Origin of the sequence: Acidithiobacillus sp. (assembly GCF_023255755.1) — a bacterium.
Taxonomy (GTDB): domain Bacteria; phylum Pseudomonadota; class Gammaproteobacteria; order Acidithiobacillales; family Acidithiobacillaceae; genus Acidithiobacillus.
The window spans coordinates 12577-28492 of sequence record NZ_JAGDVS010000149.1 but is presented as its reverse complement, the minus strand read 5'-3'; the positions used below and the strand labels follow the sequence as shown (position 1 = coordinate 28492).

General features: G+C 60.5%; 12 protein-coding genes and 1 pseudogene. 6 read left to right on the top strand and 7 right to left on the bottom strand.

The window, feature by feature from the left end:
* Positions 1-1802, top strand: a pseudogene (locus Q0C48_RS10470) (type I restriction endonuclease subunit R); the annotation flags it as partial.
* A 22-nt stretch (positions 1803-1824) separates the two neighbouring features.
* On the opposite strand, the gene Q0C48_RS10465 reads toward Q0C48_RS10470, so the two are convergent.
* Complete coding sequence (locus tag Q0C48_RS10465; RefSeq protein WP_014027807.1) at positions 1825-2013, bottom strand: YqaE/Pmp3 family membrane protein; 189 nt, start codon at positions 2011-2013, stop codon at positions 1825-1827.
* Positions 2014-2180: 167 nt separating this feature from the next.
* Between Q0C48_RS10465 and Q0C48_RS10460 the strand changes: the two genes are divergently transcribed.
* Entirely contained in the window at positions 2181-3473 is a 1293-nt protein-coding gene (locus Q0C48_RS10460) for a DUF445 domain-containing protein (RefSeq protein WP_291524109.1), read from the top strand.
* Positions 3474-3485: 12 nt separating this feature from the next.
* On the opposite strand, the gene murI is transcribed toward Q0C48_RS10460, so the two are convergent.
* From murI to glgC, 5 genes are read right to left on the bottom strand one after another with little or no spacing between them, the layout of a single operon-like run.
* Positions 3486-4295 (bottom strand): glutamate racemase, encoded by an 810-nt coding sequence (gene murI / locus Q0C48_RS10455; RefSeq protein WP_291524107.1) that lies wholly within the window; start codon positions 4293-4295, stop codon positions 3486-3488.
* Positions 4295-5242, bottom strand: coding sequence for an ROK family protein (locus Q0C48_RS10450; protein ID WP_291524105.1), 948 nt, complete (start codon positions 5240-5242; stop codon positions 4295-4297). Before Q0C48_RS10450 ends, murI begins: the two co-directional genes overlap by 1 nt.
* Complete coding sequence (locus tag Q0C48_RS10445; RefSeq protein WP_291524104.1) at positions 5235-7253, bottom strand: alpha-amylase/4-alpha-glucanotransferase domain-containing protein; 2019 nt, start codon at positions 7251-7253, stop codon at positions 5235-5237. Before Q0C48_RS10445 ends, Q0C48_RS10450 begins: the two co-directional genes overlap by 8 nt.
* The gene (locus Q0C48_RS10440) at positions 7250-8959 is read right to left on the bottom strand and encodes a glycoside hydrolase family 57 protein (protein WP_291524102.1); all 1710 of its coding nucleotides are present in this window, start codon (positions 8957-8959) and stop codon (positions 7250-7252) included. The genes Q0C48_RS10445 and Q0C48_RS10440 overlap by 4 nt, the downstream gene beginning before the upstream one ends.
* Positions 8960-8964: 5 nt before the next feature.
* Entirely contained in the window at positions 8965-10272 is a 1308-nt protein-coding gene (gene glgC, locus Q0C48_RS10435) for a glucose-1-phosphate adenylyltransferase (RefSeq protein WP_291524100.1), read from the bottom strand.
* 243 nt (positions 10273-10515) lie between these two features.
* On the opposite strand from glgC, the gene glgB reads away from it, so the two are divergent.
* From glgB to Q0C48_RS10420, 3 genes are read left to right on the top strand one after another with little or no spacing between them, the layout of a single operon-like run.
* Complete coding sequence (glgB, locus tag Q0C48_RS10430) at positions 10516-12714, top strand: 1,4-alpha-glucan branching protein GlgB (RefSeq protein WP_291524132.1); 2199 nt, start codon at positions 10516-10518, stop codon at positions 12712-12714.
* A 14-nt stretch (positions 12715-12728) separates the two neighbouring features.
* Positions 12729-13190, top strand: coding sequence for a hypothetical protein (locus Q0C48_RS10425; RefSeq protein ID WP_291524098.1), 462 nt, complete (start codon positions 12729-12731; stop codon positions 13188-13190).
* Positions 13166-14095, top strand: coding sequence for an SPFH domain-containing protein (locus tag Q0C48_RS10420; RefSeq protein ID WP_291524096.1), 930 nt, complete (start codon positions 13166-13168; stop codon positions 14093-14095). The genes Q0C48_RS10425 and Q0C48_RS10420 overlap by 25 nt, the downstream gene beginning before the upstream one ends.
* Positions 14096-14169: 74 nt before the next feature.
* On the opposite strand, the gene pgl is transcribed toward Q0C48_RS10420, so the two are convergent.
* Positions 14170-14880 (bottom strand): 6-phosphogluconolactonase, encoded by a 711-nt coding sequence (gene pgl / locus Q0C48_RS10415; protein WP_291524094.1) that lies wholly within the window; start codon positions 14878-14880, stop codon positions 14170-14172.
* 140 nt (positions 14881-15020) lie between these two features.
* Here pgl and cysM point away from each other — a divergent pair, with 140 nt between their 5' ends.
* Positions 15021-15905, top strand: coding sequence for a cysteine synthase CysM (gene cysM / locus Q0C48_RS10410; protein WP_291524092.1), 885 nt, complete (start codon positions 15021-15023; stop codon positions 15903-15905).
* Positions 15906-15916: the final 11 nt, after the last annotated feature.

Below are 15916 nucleotides of genomic sequence, written 5' to 3'. Positions count from 1 at the left end.
CCCGCCGCTATGCGGTGATCGTGGACGAGGCGCATTCCAGCCAGACCGGCGAAACGGCCCGCGAGCTCAAGAGCATCTTGGGCGCCAATGCGCAGAACGGCAACGGCGAGGATGAAGCCGATTGGGAAGACCGCCTGAACCAGATCATGGCGTCGCGTGGCCAGCAGCAGAACCTGAGCTTCTTCGCCTTCACCGCCACGCCCAAGGGCAAGACGCTGGAGCTGTTCGGCCGCGAGGGTGCGAGCGGCAAGCCGGAGGCCTTCCACACCTATTCGATGCGCCAGGCCATCGAGGAAGGCTTCATCCTCGACGTGCTGCGCAATTACACGACCTACAGCACCTGGTTCAAGTTCGTGAAGACGGTGGAGGACGACCCGGCCATCCCGAAAAAGAAGGGTGCCAAGGCGCTGGCCAAGTTCAAGGAGCTGCACCCGCACAATATCGAACAGAAGACGGAAGTCATCGTCGAGCACTTTCGCGAGCACGTCCGCCATCAGTTGGGCGACCGCGGCAAGGCGATGGTGGTGACGGCCAGCCGGATTCAAGCCGTGCGTTACAAGCTGGCTTTCGAGCGTTACCTCGCAGAAAACCACCTCACCGATATCCGACCGCTGGTAGCCTTCAGCGGCACGGTGAAGGACCCAGATACCGGTATCGAATACACCGAGCCGGGCATGAACCCGGATGTGGTCACCGGCAAGTCCATCCCGGAAAGCCAGTTGCCCGAGCGTTTCGGCTCCAGCGATTATCAGGTGCTGCTGGTAGCCAACAAGTACCAGACCGGCTTTGACCAACCACTGTTGTGCGCAATGTATGTGGACAAACGCCTGGATGGCGTTCAGGCCGTGCAGACGCTGTCGCGTTTGAACCGTAAGATCGTCGGCAAGGATGAGCCTTTCGTGCTGGACTTCGTGAACAAGCCCGAGGACGTCTACGCGGCGTTCAAGCCATATTTCGACGCCACTAGTCTGCAGGAATCGGCCAACCTTGAAATGCTGCCCAGCATCAAGCACGAGCTGGATCAAATGCAGATCTACCACTGGAGCGAGGTCGAGGCGTTTGCCCGCATCTTCTACCGCCAGCCGGATCGGCAGAACCCAGCCGATCACGCCCACATGCAGCGCCACCTGCAACCGGCGGTGGATCGCTTCAAGGCCATCGAAGACGACGAGGTGAGGGCGGCCTTCCGCGACAAGCTCGGTGGCTATGTGCGGATGTACTCGTTCTTGAGCCAGATTCTGCCCTACGCGGACCCCGATCTGGAGATGCTCTATAGCTACGGTCGCCTTCTCTTGCCGCATCTGCCGCTGGATCGCGACAACACCGTGGTCAAGATCGGCAATGAAGTGGAACTGCAGTACTACCGGCTGCAGCGGGTTTCCAGTGGCCCGATTGAACTGAAGGTCGGTGAGCCCGAAGGCGTCTACAGCCCCACCGACGTGGGCACTGGCAGGGCCAAGGAAGAAAAGGCGCCGCTATCCGAGATCATCCAGGTGCTTAACGAGCGTTTTGGCACGACCTTCACCGAGGAAGATCGTCTCTTCTTCGATCAGATCAAGGCCCGTGCGACCAGCAACAGCCAAGTGATCCAGACCGCGATGGCCAACCCGTTGGACAAGTTCCAGTTGGGGGTGCGCAAGCTGATCGAGGACCTGATGATTCAGCGCATGGCCGAAAACGACAAAATCGTGACCCGCTATATGGACGATGGTGATTTCCAGCGCACGGCATTCCCGATACTGGCACGCGAGATCTTCGAGGCGGTGCATGCGACGCAAAAAGCTACGGGCGATGGTGCCTAATCATGGCACTGGCAACCCTATGTTACCTCCCCAACGCCCTTTCGATCTTCTTGTCCGTCTTGTACTGACTCAGCGCATACACCGCCCAGATGGCCGCGGGCACCCAGCCGATCAGCGTGATCTGCAAAATCAGGCAAACAATCCCCGCAATCGGGCGGCCAATAGTGAAAAACACCACAAATGGCAGAAAAATAGCTAAAAACAGGCGCATGTGCTCCCCCTATAGGCCTTCTCTTGTCGCCTGTCCATACTACGACCGGCGCTGTCAGCGCTTCAAGCCCTTGCCGCACTTTTACCGGGTAAGCGCTGCCTTCTGCTAAACTCCGGGCCAGACCCCCAGGGATGCGCCCGTGCCCGCCCTAACCTACAGGAGCTATAGTGACCGCCGCTAAACCAGATCGGACTCGAAGACTACGTGTGCTGCGCCGCTGGGCGCTGGGTTTGTTGCTGGGGGCGCTGGCGCTGTTTCTGGTGGCGGCAGCACATGACTTTGCCGGGCTTTGGGCCTGGGCGGGGGCCTTTGCGGAGGCGGCCATGGTGGGTGCTTTGGCGGACTGGTTTGCGGTAGTCGCACTCTTCCGGCATCCCCTGGGATTGCCCATTCCGCACACGGCGATCCTGCCGCGGAACAAGGCGCGTCTGGCGCGCCGTCTGGCGGAGTTTATCCGCGATCACTTTCTGGAGGCCGAGGCCATTGTGCGCCTGTTGCGACGCGCCGATCCGGCCACCTGGCTGGCGCAATGGCTGAGTGATGCCGGAAACAGCGGACTGCTGGCCCGGCAGATGGCCGTTCTGCTCCAAAAGGCTCTGGCCTTGAGTGATGACCGCGAATTGCGCACCGCCTTGCGCGCTGCGTTGGGGCGGCAACTGCAGGGCATGGACGGCGCGCGCTGGGTGGGGAGTATTCTGGCGCTGTTGACCGAAGATCACCGGCACCAGACCCTGCTCGACGATGGCATTCAGCGCCTGCGTCGCTGGCTGGATGGTGAAGATACCCAAAGCCTGCTGGCGGATCAGGTCGGGGCGATTCTCAAGCGCGCCTATCCGACCCTGTTCGCCTGGATGGGGGCAGTCATGGACCCGGCCACGCTGAGTGAGAATCTGGCCCGCAATCTGGTGAAGGCGGCGCATCAGTTGTTGCAGGAAATCGCGGATGACCCGGAGCATCCCCGCCGCCTGGCCTTTGATCGCTGGATGCAGGACGCCATTCTGCGTTTGCAGACGGATGCCGCCTTTCAGGCGCGGGTGCAGCGCTGGCAGCATGGTTTGATTGCCCATCCGACGGCGCAGGCCTATGTGGATGGCCTACTCCGCGATCTGCGCTCCTGGCTGGAAACCGACCTGCAGCGCCCGGATTCCCGGTTACAGGGGCAGGTGCAGCGTCTGTCCCTGCAACTGGGCCTTTTCCTGGGCGAGCAGCAGGCATTGCGCGACGCGCTCAATGGCTACCTGGAGGACAGCGCCCGTCGTTTGGCGCCTGCTCTGCGCGATGGTCTAGCCCAGCACATCGAAGCGACGATACATGCCTGGCCGGATAAGGACATGGTCCGCCTCCTGGAGGAAGGGGTGGGTACGGATCTGCAGTATATCCGCGTCAACGGGACGCTGGTGGGCGGAATGATCGGTATTGCCATTCATGCCCTGGCTCTCGCGGTGCCGCTGCTGATATAGCCTCCCTATGGGTCAGAGGGGCGAATCGGGCTGCAAATCCATGCGCACCCCGCTTGCGGCCAAAAGTCGGCGAGCCAGGTGGCTTTTTACATCATTGTCGGCGGTGAAGTACAAGGATATCCGGGCGTGACAAGGTAGTGGCGGCGCCGTGTCCGTCCCGATGGGGACACCCAGTCGGCGACACAACTGACGCGCAACTCCGTCATTACCATCGACGACGGTAATATCCCCGCCCAGGGTGTCGTGTATCAGGTCGTCGATCCAGCAGTAATGGGTACAGCCCAGGACGACCGCGCCAATATCCGCAGTGCGTGCGGGCCGGACCTGCGCTTGCAGATAGCGGCTGGCGCGTTCGCGCCACTGTGCATCCTGTGTTTCGACAATTTCGGCGAGACCGGAGCAGGCGAGGGGGCGGACACGCTCCGGGCCGCCTTCGAGGCGACCCAACAGTTCTTGCAGTTTGACGCCGTTGACGGTAACGGCGGTGGCCAGGAGTAATATTTCGCTCTGCGGGTGATCTTCGAGCGCCTTCTTGATGGCGGGTTCGATGCCGATAATGGGTACGTCGGCGCGCTCCCGCAAAGGCGCGACGGCGGCGCTGGTAGCGGTATTGCAGGCGAGCACCACCGCATCTACGCCGGCGGCGATGAACCAGGCATAGGCTGCTTCCGTCCACTGCCGCACCTGCGCAGGGCTTTGGTCGCCGTAGGGGGCGTGGGCGCTGTCGCCATAAAAAAGATAGTGCGCATCGGGCAGGTAGCGCAGGCAGGCCAGCAGGGTGCTGAGGCCGCCGATGCCCGAGTCAAAGATACCGATACGCATCAGTCGTGTAAAAACGCCTGATCAGCGAGCAGCGCGGCGCCGCGCATGCCGGCGAGGTCATCATCATTGCCGCGCTTCACCTCGACATTGCCGCGCAGGGTCGGAATCAGATCCGCATCGAGGCGCTGCAGCATGGCCGGGGCGAAGCGGTCCCAGGCGGCGCTCATGCCGCCGCCAACTCTCACCACGCCGACATCGGTTACCTTGAGGATATGGGCCAGCGCCTGTCCCAGATAACCGCCAGCCATCTGAAAAGCGCTCACGGCTTCACTGCGACCATCGCTGGCCATTTGGGCGATGACGGCGGTGTCTGGCGCGGTACCCGTCAACTCCACGTAACTGGATTGTACCCCGCGCGCCGAGGCGTATTGCTCCAGGCAACCTTGATTGCCGCAGCCGCAGCGCCGCCCCCCCGGTACCACGATAATATGGCCGATTTCCATGGCGCTGCCATGATCGCCGCGCCAGGGATGGCTCTGATGAATCCAGCCACCACCGACCCCAGTACCGAGACCGACATAGAGCAGATTTTGCAACTCTGGCCGCTCCTGACGTTCCTCCCAGAATTCGCCATAACCCGCTGCGTTGGCGTCATTTTCGACCAGGACAGGGAGTTGGCAGGCGGTGCGCATGGCGGTTTGCAGGTCGAATTGAATCAGTTGCGGAATGTTGGGGGATTGCAGCAATACGCCGTCATCGTTGATAAAGCCTGGGAAAGCAATACCTACCCGCGCAATATCGGGATGATGTCGACGCAGGTCGGCGATGCCTTTAGTCAGGAGTGTGGCGACCAGCGTGGCTGCGGTCTCCGGGTCCGGCGCTTGGCCGCATCTCTCGCGTAAATTCACTTCACTGCGCGTGGAGTCCAGAAAATCGTTGCCGCGAAAGACGCCAAAGCGCAGGTTGGTGCCGCCCACATCGATACCGATGGTCAGGCCCTCAGTCATGGGGAATGACCTCGGCCTGTATTTCTATGACATGCGCTTTGCCTGCCTGCACCGGCCATTCCAGCTCCAGGCGTAAAGCCTGCATGATCTTCTCGAAGCCGGCTTCCGATTGTGAGACGGTCAGGTGCGGCGCGCTCCACCAGCGTACCGGCGGGTTGAAATGCAGGACGATTTTACCGCCCATAACCATATCCTCCAGGACGATTTCCCGGGTCGCTTCACCGTGAATGGGACTGCCGAAGCCGCCCTGTGAACTGCCATTGGCAAAGAACTGGCCCGCCGGGCCATCGCAACTTGGCATGGCCAGAAAGAGCCGGGTACGGAAACGCTGCGCTTCTACCCGCTTGCGGGCTGACTCAATCCGATAGTCCACCGTGAGGCGATTTTCCGCCAGGGTGTAATGTTTGCTGACTGCCCATTCGTCCACGACGCCGCCGGAAAAGTGCGGGGCATCCTGCAAGCTGCTTTCGCTGTAGGTGACAGCGCTCTCGTCAATCCATTCCTGAAAGCTGTGGCAGGGTGTGGTGTCCGGGGTAAGGTCTTCAGCACTGATGTCGGTTTTGAAGCTGACGCGGTCGTGGGCGGAAGCAATGCCCTCGCCGGGGGCTTCATGCTCAATGGTGCCGTGACGAATCTTGTCATAATACGCCTCATCACGGCGGGCCAGGGTATCACCGAGATTGTGCCGCAGCGCGTAGCAATCCCACTCCACCACGGCGGCGCTTGGCTCCGGGCGGATAATCAACTGGAGCGCGTGATTGTGGTAGAGCAGTTCGCCAACCCCGTCCATATCCACGTCAGTCGTCTCTAAGGCCGGGCGTGCCTGAATCCGGTCCAGTTGTGCCTCCAGACGGACGATGGCGTTGAAGACGGCGCGCCGCAGGTGGGGCAGATAAATACCTCCGAAGAGTCCGTGCCAGTAGGCGTCATTGGCCTGCGCTTCGTGCAGATCTTCGCGCATGGTTTTGCTCTGCTGGCGCCTGGGCAGGGCATGGAAGCGCTGGGAGAGCTGAAGCATGCGCTTGTGCATCCAGTTGGATTCCGGGTAGCGGGTCAGGAAGTTTTTCCAGGTGCCGCCGCGGATCAGGGCTTTACGCTTTTCCAGCCGGCCCGCGGTTTTTTCCTGCTCCCGGAAGGCGGCGTAGCAGCGGGCCGCATCGGGGGCCAGGGTCCATTCGTTCATCTCGCTGTAGGATACCGTCGGCAAATAGATGATGCCCTGGGGGCGGTTCTGTGCCAGATAGTCCCGGAAGCGCACCGGCTGAATGTGTGCCGAGTCGAGCACACCACCCAGGAATTGCTCCAGCCAGCCCTTCTCGTACACCCAGCTATAGGTCTCCGGCCAGACACCAAATTTCTCGATATCGTCGAAATAGATACCGGCGCTGCCCGGATATTGCTCAGAAATACCCTCAATGTACGACACGGCGGCGGTGGCTTCGGAGAAGGGCAGACGGTAGCGCAGTGCCTCAGAAATGGGAAAAACGTCGATGCTTTGACCATTTTCTTCGGTGCGATGGAAGCCGCCGAGCTGATGCTCTGCCGCGCCCGCACAGAGGAAATGATAGTCGTCCACCATAACGTAGCGCACCCCGGCCTCGTTGAGGGCGGGCACCACGCTGGGGTCCCAGACCCGTTCCGTGAGCCATGCCCCGACCGGACGCTGTCCGAAGTGCTTCTCCAGTCGGCTGGCCATGGCCTCAATCTGGGCGATGCGGTCGGCGTGGGGAATCGCGGCAAGCACCGGCTCCGTATCACCGGCGCCCACCAGCTCCGCCTGATTGCGGGCCACCATCTCCTGCAGCAAGGTGATGGTCCTGGGGTGCCGGCCAACCAGATAGGAGAGCAGCCAGCCGCTGATGTGGATGGCGAAGGGGAAGTCAGGAAAGCGGTGCATCGTCTCTAAAAACGGGTGATAGCAGCGGAGTACGGCATCGTCGATGACGTGGGGGAAGTTGCCGACCGGCTGGGGGGCATGGACGCCCAGGAGGAGCGGGGTGCTGTGGGTCATTCAGGGTCCTTCGCGTGGGTGCGGCGCATGGTACCACCGGCCTCCGCCGCGCCGCCGCCGTGGCTGATGGGCTCGCTGAGGTTGTCGGGGGCGGGGATTTGCATCAGGGTGTAAAGCTTGCGGAGGTTAAGACGATACAGATGATCGAAATCACGAACCGAGTCTGAGGGATTGTAATCACCCAGCCACCAGAACCAGTCGGAGCCCTCACAGCGGCCAAGCTGTTCGAGGATGCGGGCCTGCTGCTCCGCAGGAAATTGCCCGATATGCTGATCCACATCCTGTTTGGCGGCGCAGAGCAGGTCCCAGGCGCGGTTTTTGGCGGCCTCGCCAATCCAGGTGCTGAAGCTGCCGTAGACCCAGCTCCCTGCGGCCAGTCGGGGCATGCTCTTGATGCCGCCGGGATGGTGGCTGACGAAGTCGCTGAAGGTACACATCTGGATGTGGGGGTGATTAGCCAGGGATTTATAGAGCTCCGAGAGAAAGTAATAGCCATTGTAGGGATAGTATTCCCAGGCATTTTCGCCATCGAGAATAACACTGACGACCGGGTTTTCTTCGTGCTCCGTCTGCCGCCATATGGCTTCCAGTTTGTGGGTAAAGTCCGTGACGGCATCGTGGCCAAGCCAGGTTTTGTAATCGAAGCCGATGGTGTCGGAGAGCGCATCGTCACGGAAGAAGAGTGCCGGACCCCGCCCTTGTAGACGATAGGGGCGGTACAAGTATTCCGCCCGGCCGCGGGGGGCGCTGTCATCCTCGCCGAGGAGCAGGCTGTGGGCCAGTACGCCTTCACCAGAGGCCGTCCAGCGCACACCGGCGCTGCCGAGCATTTCGACAAAGGCGGCAGAGATGCCCCCTTCTGCGGGCCACATACCCTGCGCCGGCACCCCGAAATGCGGGGAATGGCTATTCTGCGCCCGTTCGATGTGCCAGCGCGCGCGCTCAGCGCCGCCGGGGTAGGCCGGGCAGGCAGGCAACGGTGCGTCCGCCACCGCTTCTCGCGCCGCCGTGAAGTCGAGCAGCAGCGGGCCGATGGGGTGGTAGTAGGGGGTGGTGGAAATTTCGATGCGCCCCGCTTCTGCCAGAGCGCGATACCGGGGAATCAGGCCGGCGATGAGTTCACCGAGAAAGGTTACCAGTTGCCGACGGTCTTCCTGGCTGAAACCGCGGCCTTTCGCGAACAGCGACTGGAGAAAAGGGCTGCCACGCCGCACGGTTTCCCCGGTCCAGGCCAGGTGATACCAGACCAGGAGGTCCGCAATATATTGTACCGAAAGGTAATCCGCTATCTCGGTCACGTCTTCCTGCATGAGCTGATAAATCTCATGCAGGCGACGATAGGGCGGGAAGGGGGTGAGCATGTGCTCATGGTCGAGGCGAAAGCATTGCTCCAGAAGAAAATGCCGCTGCTCGTTCGACAGTGCTGCCTTGAGATCTTCCGTGGCGAGTGCAATCAGCAGCGGATCGCGGAACTGTCCGCTCTGGAATTGCGCGGTATAGTCCTCCAACTGCTCGACCAATATCGGCACGAAGTTGAACACCCCCCGGGCGAGGGGATTCTCCTCATAGTGCCCCACCATGTCCGCATAGTCTTTGCAGGCATGCAGATAGGTCCACGGCAAGGTGTAGAAGCCGTCGGCATCGCGGTAATCGGGCTGGTGCATGTGCCAACAGAAAATGACATGAAGCGCGCGTGCCGGGGGCATAGGGACTACCTCACAAAATGTAGTTGCTGGCCAAGTAGCTCCGGGGTAATCAGGGTCACGCCGTTGGGCGTGCGATAGAAACGGCGGGCGTCTTCGGTCGGATCTTCACCGACCACCAGCCCATGCGGGATAATAGTACCCTTGTCCACTACCACCTTGCGCAGGCGTGCACCTTCGCCCATGCGCACGTTGGGCAGGATGACCGAGTCTTCAATCAGGGTGTGTCCGTCATTGACCCGCACGTTGGAGAAGAGCAGGGAGCGGCGGACGGTGGCGCCGCTGATGATGCAGCCGCCGGAAACAATGCTGTCCAGCGCCATGCCTCGGCGGCCTTCATCGTCGAACACGAATTTGGCCGGCGGTAATTGTTCCTGATAGGTCCAGATCGGCCAGCGGCTGTCATAGAGGTCAAGATCGGGAGTGACGTGTACGAGGTCGATATTGGCGGCCCAGTAGGCATCCACCGTGCCCACATCCCGCCAGTAACAGCGGCTGTTGCTTCCCCCGGAACTGGCAACGCAGCTATTGCGGAAGCGATGCGCGATCACCCGGTAGCGCGAGACCATATAAGGGATGAGGTCGTTGCCGAAGTCGTGGGTGGAATCGGGGCTGTCGGAATCGCGAATGAGTTGTTCATAGAGGAAGTCGGTGTTGAATACGTAGATACCCATGCTCGCCAGGGCGCGATCGGGATTGCCGGGGGTGGGGACTGGATCCTGGGGCTTTTCGGTAAAGGCGGTGACACGATCCTCGCTGTTGACGGACATCACGCCGAAGGACTTGGCCTCTTCCAGGGGCACTTCGATGCAGGCGACACTCATGTCGGCTTGGCTTTGGACGTGCTCGGCGAGCATCTGCCCATAGTCCATTTTATAAATATGATCTCCCGCCAGGATAATCACATAGCGCGGCCTGTGGGCGCGGAGGATGTCGATATTCTGGAAAATGGCGTCGGCGGTACCCTTGTACCAGCCGGTGTTCATGCGCTGCTGAGCGGGAAGAATCTCGGTGAACTCGCTGAACTCGCCGCGAAGAAAACCCCAGCCAAGCTGGATGTGACGGATGAGGCTATGGGATTTGTACTGAGTGAGGATACCAATGCGACGAATACCGGAGTTAAGGCAGTTGGAGAGGCAGAAGTCGACGATGCGGAATTTACCGCCGAAGGGGACGGCGGGTTTGGCGCGCCAGTCGGTCAGCGGACCGAGGCGACTGCCTCGCCCCCCGGCGAGTACCAGAGCTAGGGTATTCTTGGTCAGGTTGCTGACGAAGCGGGGTGAATTGGCTACTCCGAGACTGCCTTCTTCCGACATGACCCTCTCCTTTTTTGGCATAGGCATGGCCCCACCTGCAGTATAGGTGAGATTGCCGATGCGCTGGCTTTTAAGGTACTGAACTTAACCGGTGGCGGCAAGGACTCTGTACATGAAAAGGTCGCGCCTCCGGTGGAGCAGCGCTGCGCTCTGGATGTGTTATGCTCAGAAGGCGGTGGCATGATATCAAAGCGAAAACGAGTTCACCCCGGATGGCGGGTAGAGGAGGGTGCGGTGACGGCAATGCAAAAGCGCGGCAGTACAGCGACCGATCTGTCCGGCGAAAGCGAAGACTGCTCGGCTATCCGCGCGGCGCGTCATCACGACCCCTTCGCCTGGCTGGGCCAGCATGTAGCCGGTCAGCAGGCCGTGCAGAGGGCCTTTCTGCCCGGAGCGTTCGGTGTTGAGATACAGACGCCAGCGGGATGGGTGGCTATGGAGCAGAACCATCACGATGGTATTTTCACACGTCAGGGCGAAGCCATAGCGCTGCCGTACCGCCTGCGTTGGGAGGACCGGCATGGGCTTCACGAACGCTACGATCCCTATGTCTTCGGTCCGGTGCTGGGGGATCTGGAGGTTTATCTTTTCGGCGAGGGGCGCCTTTATGAAGCCTATCGTCATCTCGGCGCGCATCGTCGCCATCACGAGGGGGTGGATGGGGTATTATTCGCCGTTTGGGCGCCCAATGCCGAGCGGGTCAGCGTCGTCGGCGATTTCAATGATTGGGACGGCCGCGCTCATCCCATGCGCGCGCGCGGCCAGAGCGGCATCTGGGAACTGTTTGTCCCCGATCTGGCTGTTGGCGAAATCTACAAATTTGAGCTGCGCCACCGCGATTCCGGGGTCGTCTTTGTCAAGACCGACCCCTATGCCCATGCTTTTGAGCTCAGACCCAGCACCGCGGCGCGGGTGGTGGAGACAGGCCACGTTTGGGCCGATCAGGATTGGATGGCGGCGCGCGCTGGCCAGGACTGGCAGCATGCCCCCATGAATATCTACGAGGTGCATCTCGGTTCCTGGCAGCGTGACGCGGGGGGCCATTTTCTCAGTTATGCGACGCTGGCGGAGCGCCTGGTGGCCTACTGTAAAGACATGGGCTATACCCACATTGAGCTGATGCCGGTGATGGAGCACCCTCTGGATGAATCCTGGGGCTACCAGGTGAGCGGTTATTTTGCGCCCACCAGCCGTTTTGGTACACCCGATGATTTCCGTGCCTTTGTAGACCACTTTCACCAGGCGGGTATCGGCGTGCTCCTGGACTGGGTGCCGGGGCATTTCCCTAGGGATGACTGGGGGCTGGCGCGTTTTGACGGCACCGCGCTGTATGAACATGCCGACCCGCGCGAGGGTGAGCACAGCGACTGGGGCACTTACATTTTCAACTTCGGGCGCAATGAGGTGCGCGGTTTCCTGCTGGCTAATGCCTGTTACTGGGCGGATAGTTTCCATATCGACGGGTTGCGCGTGGATGCGGTGGCGTCCCTGCTCTACCGCGATTATTCGCGCCAGGAAGGCGAGTGGATTCCCAACCAGTACGGTGGCCGGGAGAATCTGGAGGCCATTGATTTTCTGCGCGAGATGAATGTGGTCCTCAATGAGCGCCATCCGGGTATCCTCACTATTGCCGAAGAATCCACGTCCTGGCCAATGGTCTCCCGCCCCACCTATGTGGGCGGCCTCGGTTTTTCTATGAAGTGGAATATGGGCTGGATGAATGACACCCTCGCTTATCTGGAGCAGGACCCGGTCTACCGCCGCTTTCACCAGAACGATCTGACCTTCAGCCAGCTTTACGCCTATACGGAAAACTTTGTGTTGCCCCTGTCCCATGACGAAGTGGTGCACGGCAAGCGTTCACTGCTGGACAAAATGCCGGGGGATGCCTGGCAGCGTTTTGCCAACCTGCGTTTGCTCTTCAGTTACCAGTTCGCCCATCCCGGCAAAAAACTGAATTTTATGGGCAACGAGTTCGGCCAGGGACGGGAGTGGGATTGCGGGCAGGCCCTGGACTGGGACCTGCTGCATTGGGACTGGCATCAGGGTATTCAGCGATTGAGCCGCGATCTGGCGCATCTATATCGGGATATCCCGGCTTTGCATGTGCAGGACTTTCACAGCGAGGGCTTCTCCTGGGTGGATTGTCACGATGCCGACCAGTCCGTATTGAGTTTTCTGCGCTGGGATCGGGATGGCGGTTTCGTGCTGGCCGTGTTCAATTTTACGCCGGTGCCACGGCACAATTATCGCCTGGGGGTGCCAGCGGCGGGCCGGTATCATGAGATCTTCAACAGTGACGCGGGCGCTTATCACGGCGGCAATATCGGTAACTTGCCGCAGCAGGCGCAGGCCCAGACATGGATGGGCCTGCCCCATTCGCTGGAACTGGTGCTGCCGCCTCTCGGGGCGATTTATTTACAGTTGACCGGGACAGAATGACCCTGGGGGTGACGATGTTTATGGTCTATGTCGTCATTGCTTTTGGCGCCGGGCTGGCGGAGCTTTTTACGGGTACGTTCTACCTGGCGGCGGTGGCGCTGGCGGCTCTGTTTACGGCTATCACCGGGCTGCTTTTGCCGGGTACGGTGTTGCACTGGGTTTTTTTCGGGTTTTGTCTGGTCTTGCTGCCCACCGGACTGTGGCTACGTCATCGTTTAGCTGCTAAAACCAAAAATCTCGGCGACTTTGATCTGGGGCAGGGCGTGGATGTTGTCAGCGGGCCGGACAGCAATCAGCAATACAGTGTGCGTTATCGCGGTGCCGAGTGGCTGGCGGTTGTAGACGATGGTCCTTCCCCTTGCCCGGGCGACCGGGCCGTCATCATCGCCAAGACGGATAACTTGCTACATTTAGGTGTGCTACCCCGACAAAATTCTGGCAAGGAGCCATTATGTCCTCCCTCATCGTTATCCTGATTGTTGTTGTTGCGGCCTTCTTCATTCTGCGCACCACCATCCGGGTCGTGCCTCAACAGCGCGCTTGGGTCGTCGAGCGCCTTGGTAAATATCATGCAGTGCTGGAGCCGGGGCTGAATTTTATCATCCCTTTTCTGGACCGCATTGCTTTCCGTTTTGACATGCGCGAGGTGCCCATGGAGGTGCCAGCGCAGGTCTGTATCTCCTTTGACAACACCACTATGACCGTAGATGGGGTACTTTATTTGCAGATTACCGATTCGGTAAAAGCGGCTTACGGCTCCAGTAATCCCTTCACGGCGGTTATCCAACTGGCGCAGACCACCATGCGTTCAGAGATCGGCAAATTGCATCTGGATGCGGCGCTTTCGTCCCGACAGTTGCTGAATACGGCCGTTGCTTCATCGGTGGACGAGGCGGCGATTAACTGGGGCGTCAAGGTGCTGCGCTATGAAATCAAGGATATTACTCCGCCCCAGGAGATCATCCGCGCGATGGAGCTGCAGATTACTGCCGAGCGGGAAAAGCGGGCACTGATTGCCAAGTCCGAGGGGCAACGGCAGCAGCAGATCAACACCTCCGAGGGACAACGTCAGCAGGACATCAACGTCGCGGATGGTCGCAAACAGGCGGAAGTGTTGCGCGCCCAGGGTGAAGCCGCAGCCATCCAGTTGGTTGCCGAAGCCACCGCCGCCGCCATCCGCGTCATCGGCGACGCGGCGCGGGCGCCGGGTGGTATTGAGGCCTTGCAGATGCAGCTCGCCAAGGATTACATCGAAAAATGGGGCAACCTCGCCAAGGCGAGCACCAGCCTGGTGATCCCGGCGGATCTGGGCAATATCGGTGCACTGGTGGGTACGGCGCTGTCCATGGTCAAGCAGCAGGGCGGGGCAGCGAAAGCTTGAACACCGCCTGAGGCGCCCGCGAAACCCGGATTCACGGGGGCGAAGTGAGGAGGGATATTGCTATGGAGCCTGGGTCAAATGGTCCCAGGCACTGCTTCCGGCCAGGCCGCATTGTCCAGCCAGACATCGGCTGCTGTGCCTACCAGTGCGGCGGGAATGGATTCGCCCCGTAACCAGGCCGCTAGTGCCATCCGCTTGCCGCTGCCCGTGGTCAGAAAAAACATCTCCCGCGTGTACTGTAATCGCCAGCCGCTCAGGCTCACCCTTTGGGGCGGCGCCTTGGCGGCATCGTGGATGGCGAGGGTGGCGGGGCTGCTCTTTCCCAGGCCCCAGTCGTGGCCTGGGAAAAGGCTGGCCGTATGGCCATCCTCCCCCATTCCCAGCAGGACCAGATCGAAGGCATGCGGCGGAAGCACTGCGGCGTAGTCGCGGGCGGCCACTTCGGCACCCCGCTCGGCCGGGATGTGATGAATTTGTCGCGCCGGAATGGGTACCTGGGACAGCCAGACGGTGTCCAGCATCAGGCTGTTGCGCTCCGGGTCCTGGGGCGGCAGACAGCGCTCATCCCCATGATAGAGGTGCCAGCACTGCCAGTCCCGGCCCAGTTGCGGAAGCATGGCATAAGCCGCGCGGGGGGTGTTGCCGCCGGCAACCACCAGATGGAAGGCGCCGCGCGCGGCAATAGCCTCTTGGGCCATACGCGCGATGGCTGCTGCCAATCTCTGGGCGAGGGCTGCGGTATCAGGATGAATATGCCAGGTGTTGCGGTTCCGGGCTGCTTCCATGTTGATGCACTCCTGTGTGTTCCGGATGATGATCTGCAGGCGTGGTATTCCCCCCGGATCTTTTGCCAGAAAGGATAGCCGCACTTTGCGGCTTGGGTCTATGATGCTGACTATTGAATATTGCCCTGAAGGAGGCAGAGATGGGTGGTCTGGAGGACTGGGTAGGCAATACCCCCTTATGTGAACTTCGGCGCTTGTCGCCGCATGCGGGTGTGCAGATTTTCGGGAAGTTGGAAGGTAACAATCCCGCGGGTTCCGTCAAAGATCGCCCCGCCGTGAATATGATTCGCCGGGCGTTGGAGCGTGGCACCATCACTTCTGCTACGCGCCTGATCGAACCCACCAGCGGGAATACGGGTATTGCCCTGGCCATGGCGGCATCGGTGCGGGGATTATCCATGACGCTGATCATGCCGGAGAACATGAGTATCGAAAGGCGGCAGGTGATGCGTGCCTACGGTGCTGAAGTGATTCTCACGCCAGCCGCCCGGAGTATTGAAGGTTCTATTGATCTCGCGCAGCAGATGGTAGCTGCGGGAGAGGGCTTCATGCTCGATCAGTTTTCGAACCCCGATAACCCCGAGGCGCATTATCTCAGTACCGGGCCGGAGATCTGGCGCGACACCCGCGGAACCGTGACCCATTTCGTCTCATCCATGGGAACGACGGGGACCATCATGGGCACCTCCCGCTATTTGCGGGAAGTGTCGCCCCGTATTCAGATTGTCGGCGTACAACCGACGGAGGGGGCCAAAATTCCTGGTATTCGCCGTTGGCCGAAAGCCTATTTGCCACGCATCTATCATCCTGAGTCTGTTGATCAGATTGTCGATGTGAGCCAGGAAGAAGCCGAGGAAATGGCCCGTCGTCTGGCACGGGAAGAAGGGGTGCTGGCAGGCATATCTTCTGGCGGCGCGGTAGCAGCGGCTATCAGAGTGGCACAAAAGCTGGAGCATGGTGTGGTGGTTGCCATTATCTGTGACCGGGGTGACCGTTACCTCTCTACGGGTGTTTTTCCGGCTTGAGAGAATGATGC

Excerpts from the sequence above, each read along its gene's own strand:
- Q0C48_RS10420 (WP_291524096.1), top strand. The coding sequence starts at position 13,166 with ATGTCCTCCCTCATCGTTATCCTGATTGTTGTTGTTGCGGCCTTCTTC.
- cysM (WP_291524092.1), top strand. The coding sequence starts at position 15,021 with ATGGGTGGTCTGGAGGACTGGGTAGGCAATACCCCCTTATGTGAACTT.
- pgl (WP_291524094.1), bottom strand. The coding sequence starts at position 14,880 with ATGGAAGCAGCCCGGAACCGCAACACCTGGCATATTCATCCTGATACC.
- Q0C48_RS10445 (WP_291524104.1), bottom strand. The coding sequence starts at position 7,253 with ATGACCCACAGCACCCCGCTCCTCCTGGGCGTCCATGCCCCCCAGCCG.
- Q0C48_RS10465 (WP_014027807.1), bottom strand. The coding sequence starts at position 2,013 with ATGCGCCTGTTTTTAGCTATTTTTCTGCCATTTGTGGTGTTTTTCACT.
- glgB (WP_291524132.1), top strand. The coding sequence starts at position 10,516 with ATGCAAAAGCGCGGCAGTACAGCGACCGATCTGTCCGGCGAAAGCGAA.
- murI (WP_291524107.1), bottom strand. The coding sequence starts at position 4,295 with ATGCGTATCGGTATCTTTGACTCGGGCATCGGCGGCCTCAGCACCCTG.
- Q0C48_RS10450 (WP_291524105.1), bottom strand. The coding sequence starts at position 5,242 with ATGACTGAGGGCCTGACCATCGGTATCGATGTGGGCGGCACCAACCTG.
- glgC (WP_291524100.1), bottom strand. The coding sequence starts at position 10,272 with ATGTCGGAAGAAGGCAGTCTCGGAGTAGCCAATTCACCCCGCTTCGTC.
- Q0C48_RS10440 (WP_291524102.1), bottom strand. The coding sequence starts at position 8,959 with ATGCCCCCGGCACGCGCGCTTCATGTCATTTTCTGTTGGCACATGCAC.
- Q0C48_RS10425 (WP_291524098.1), top strand. The coding sequence starts at position 12,729 with ATGTTTATGGTCTATGTCGTCATTGCTTTTGGCGCCGGGCTGGCGGAG.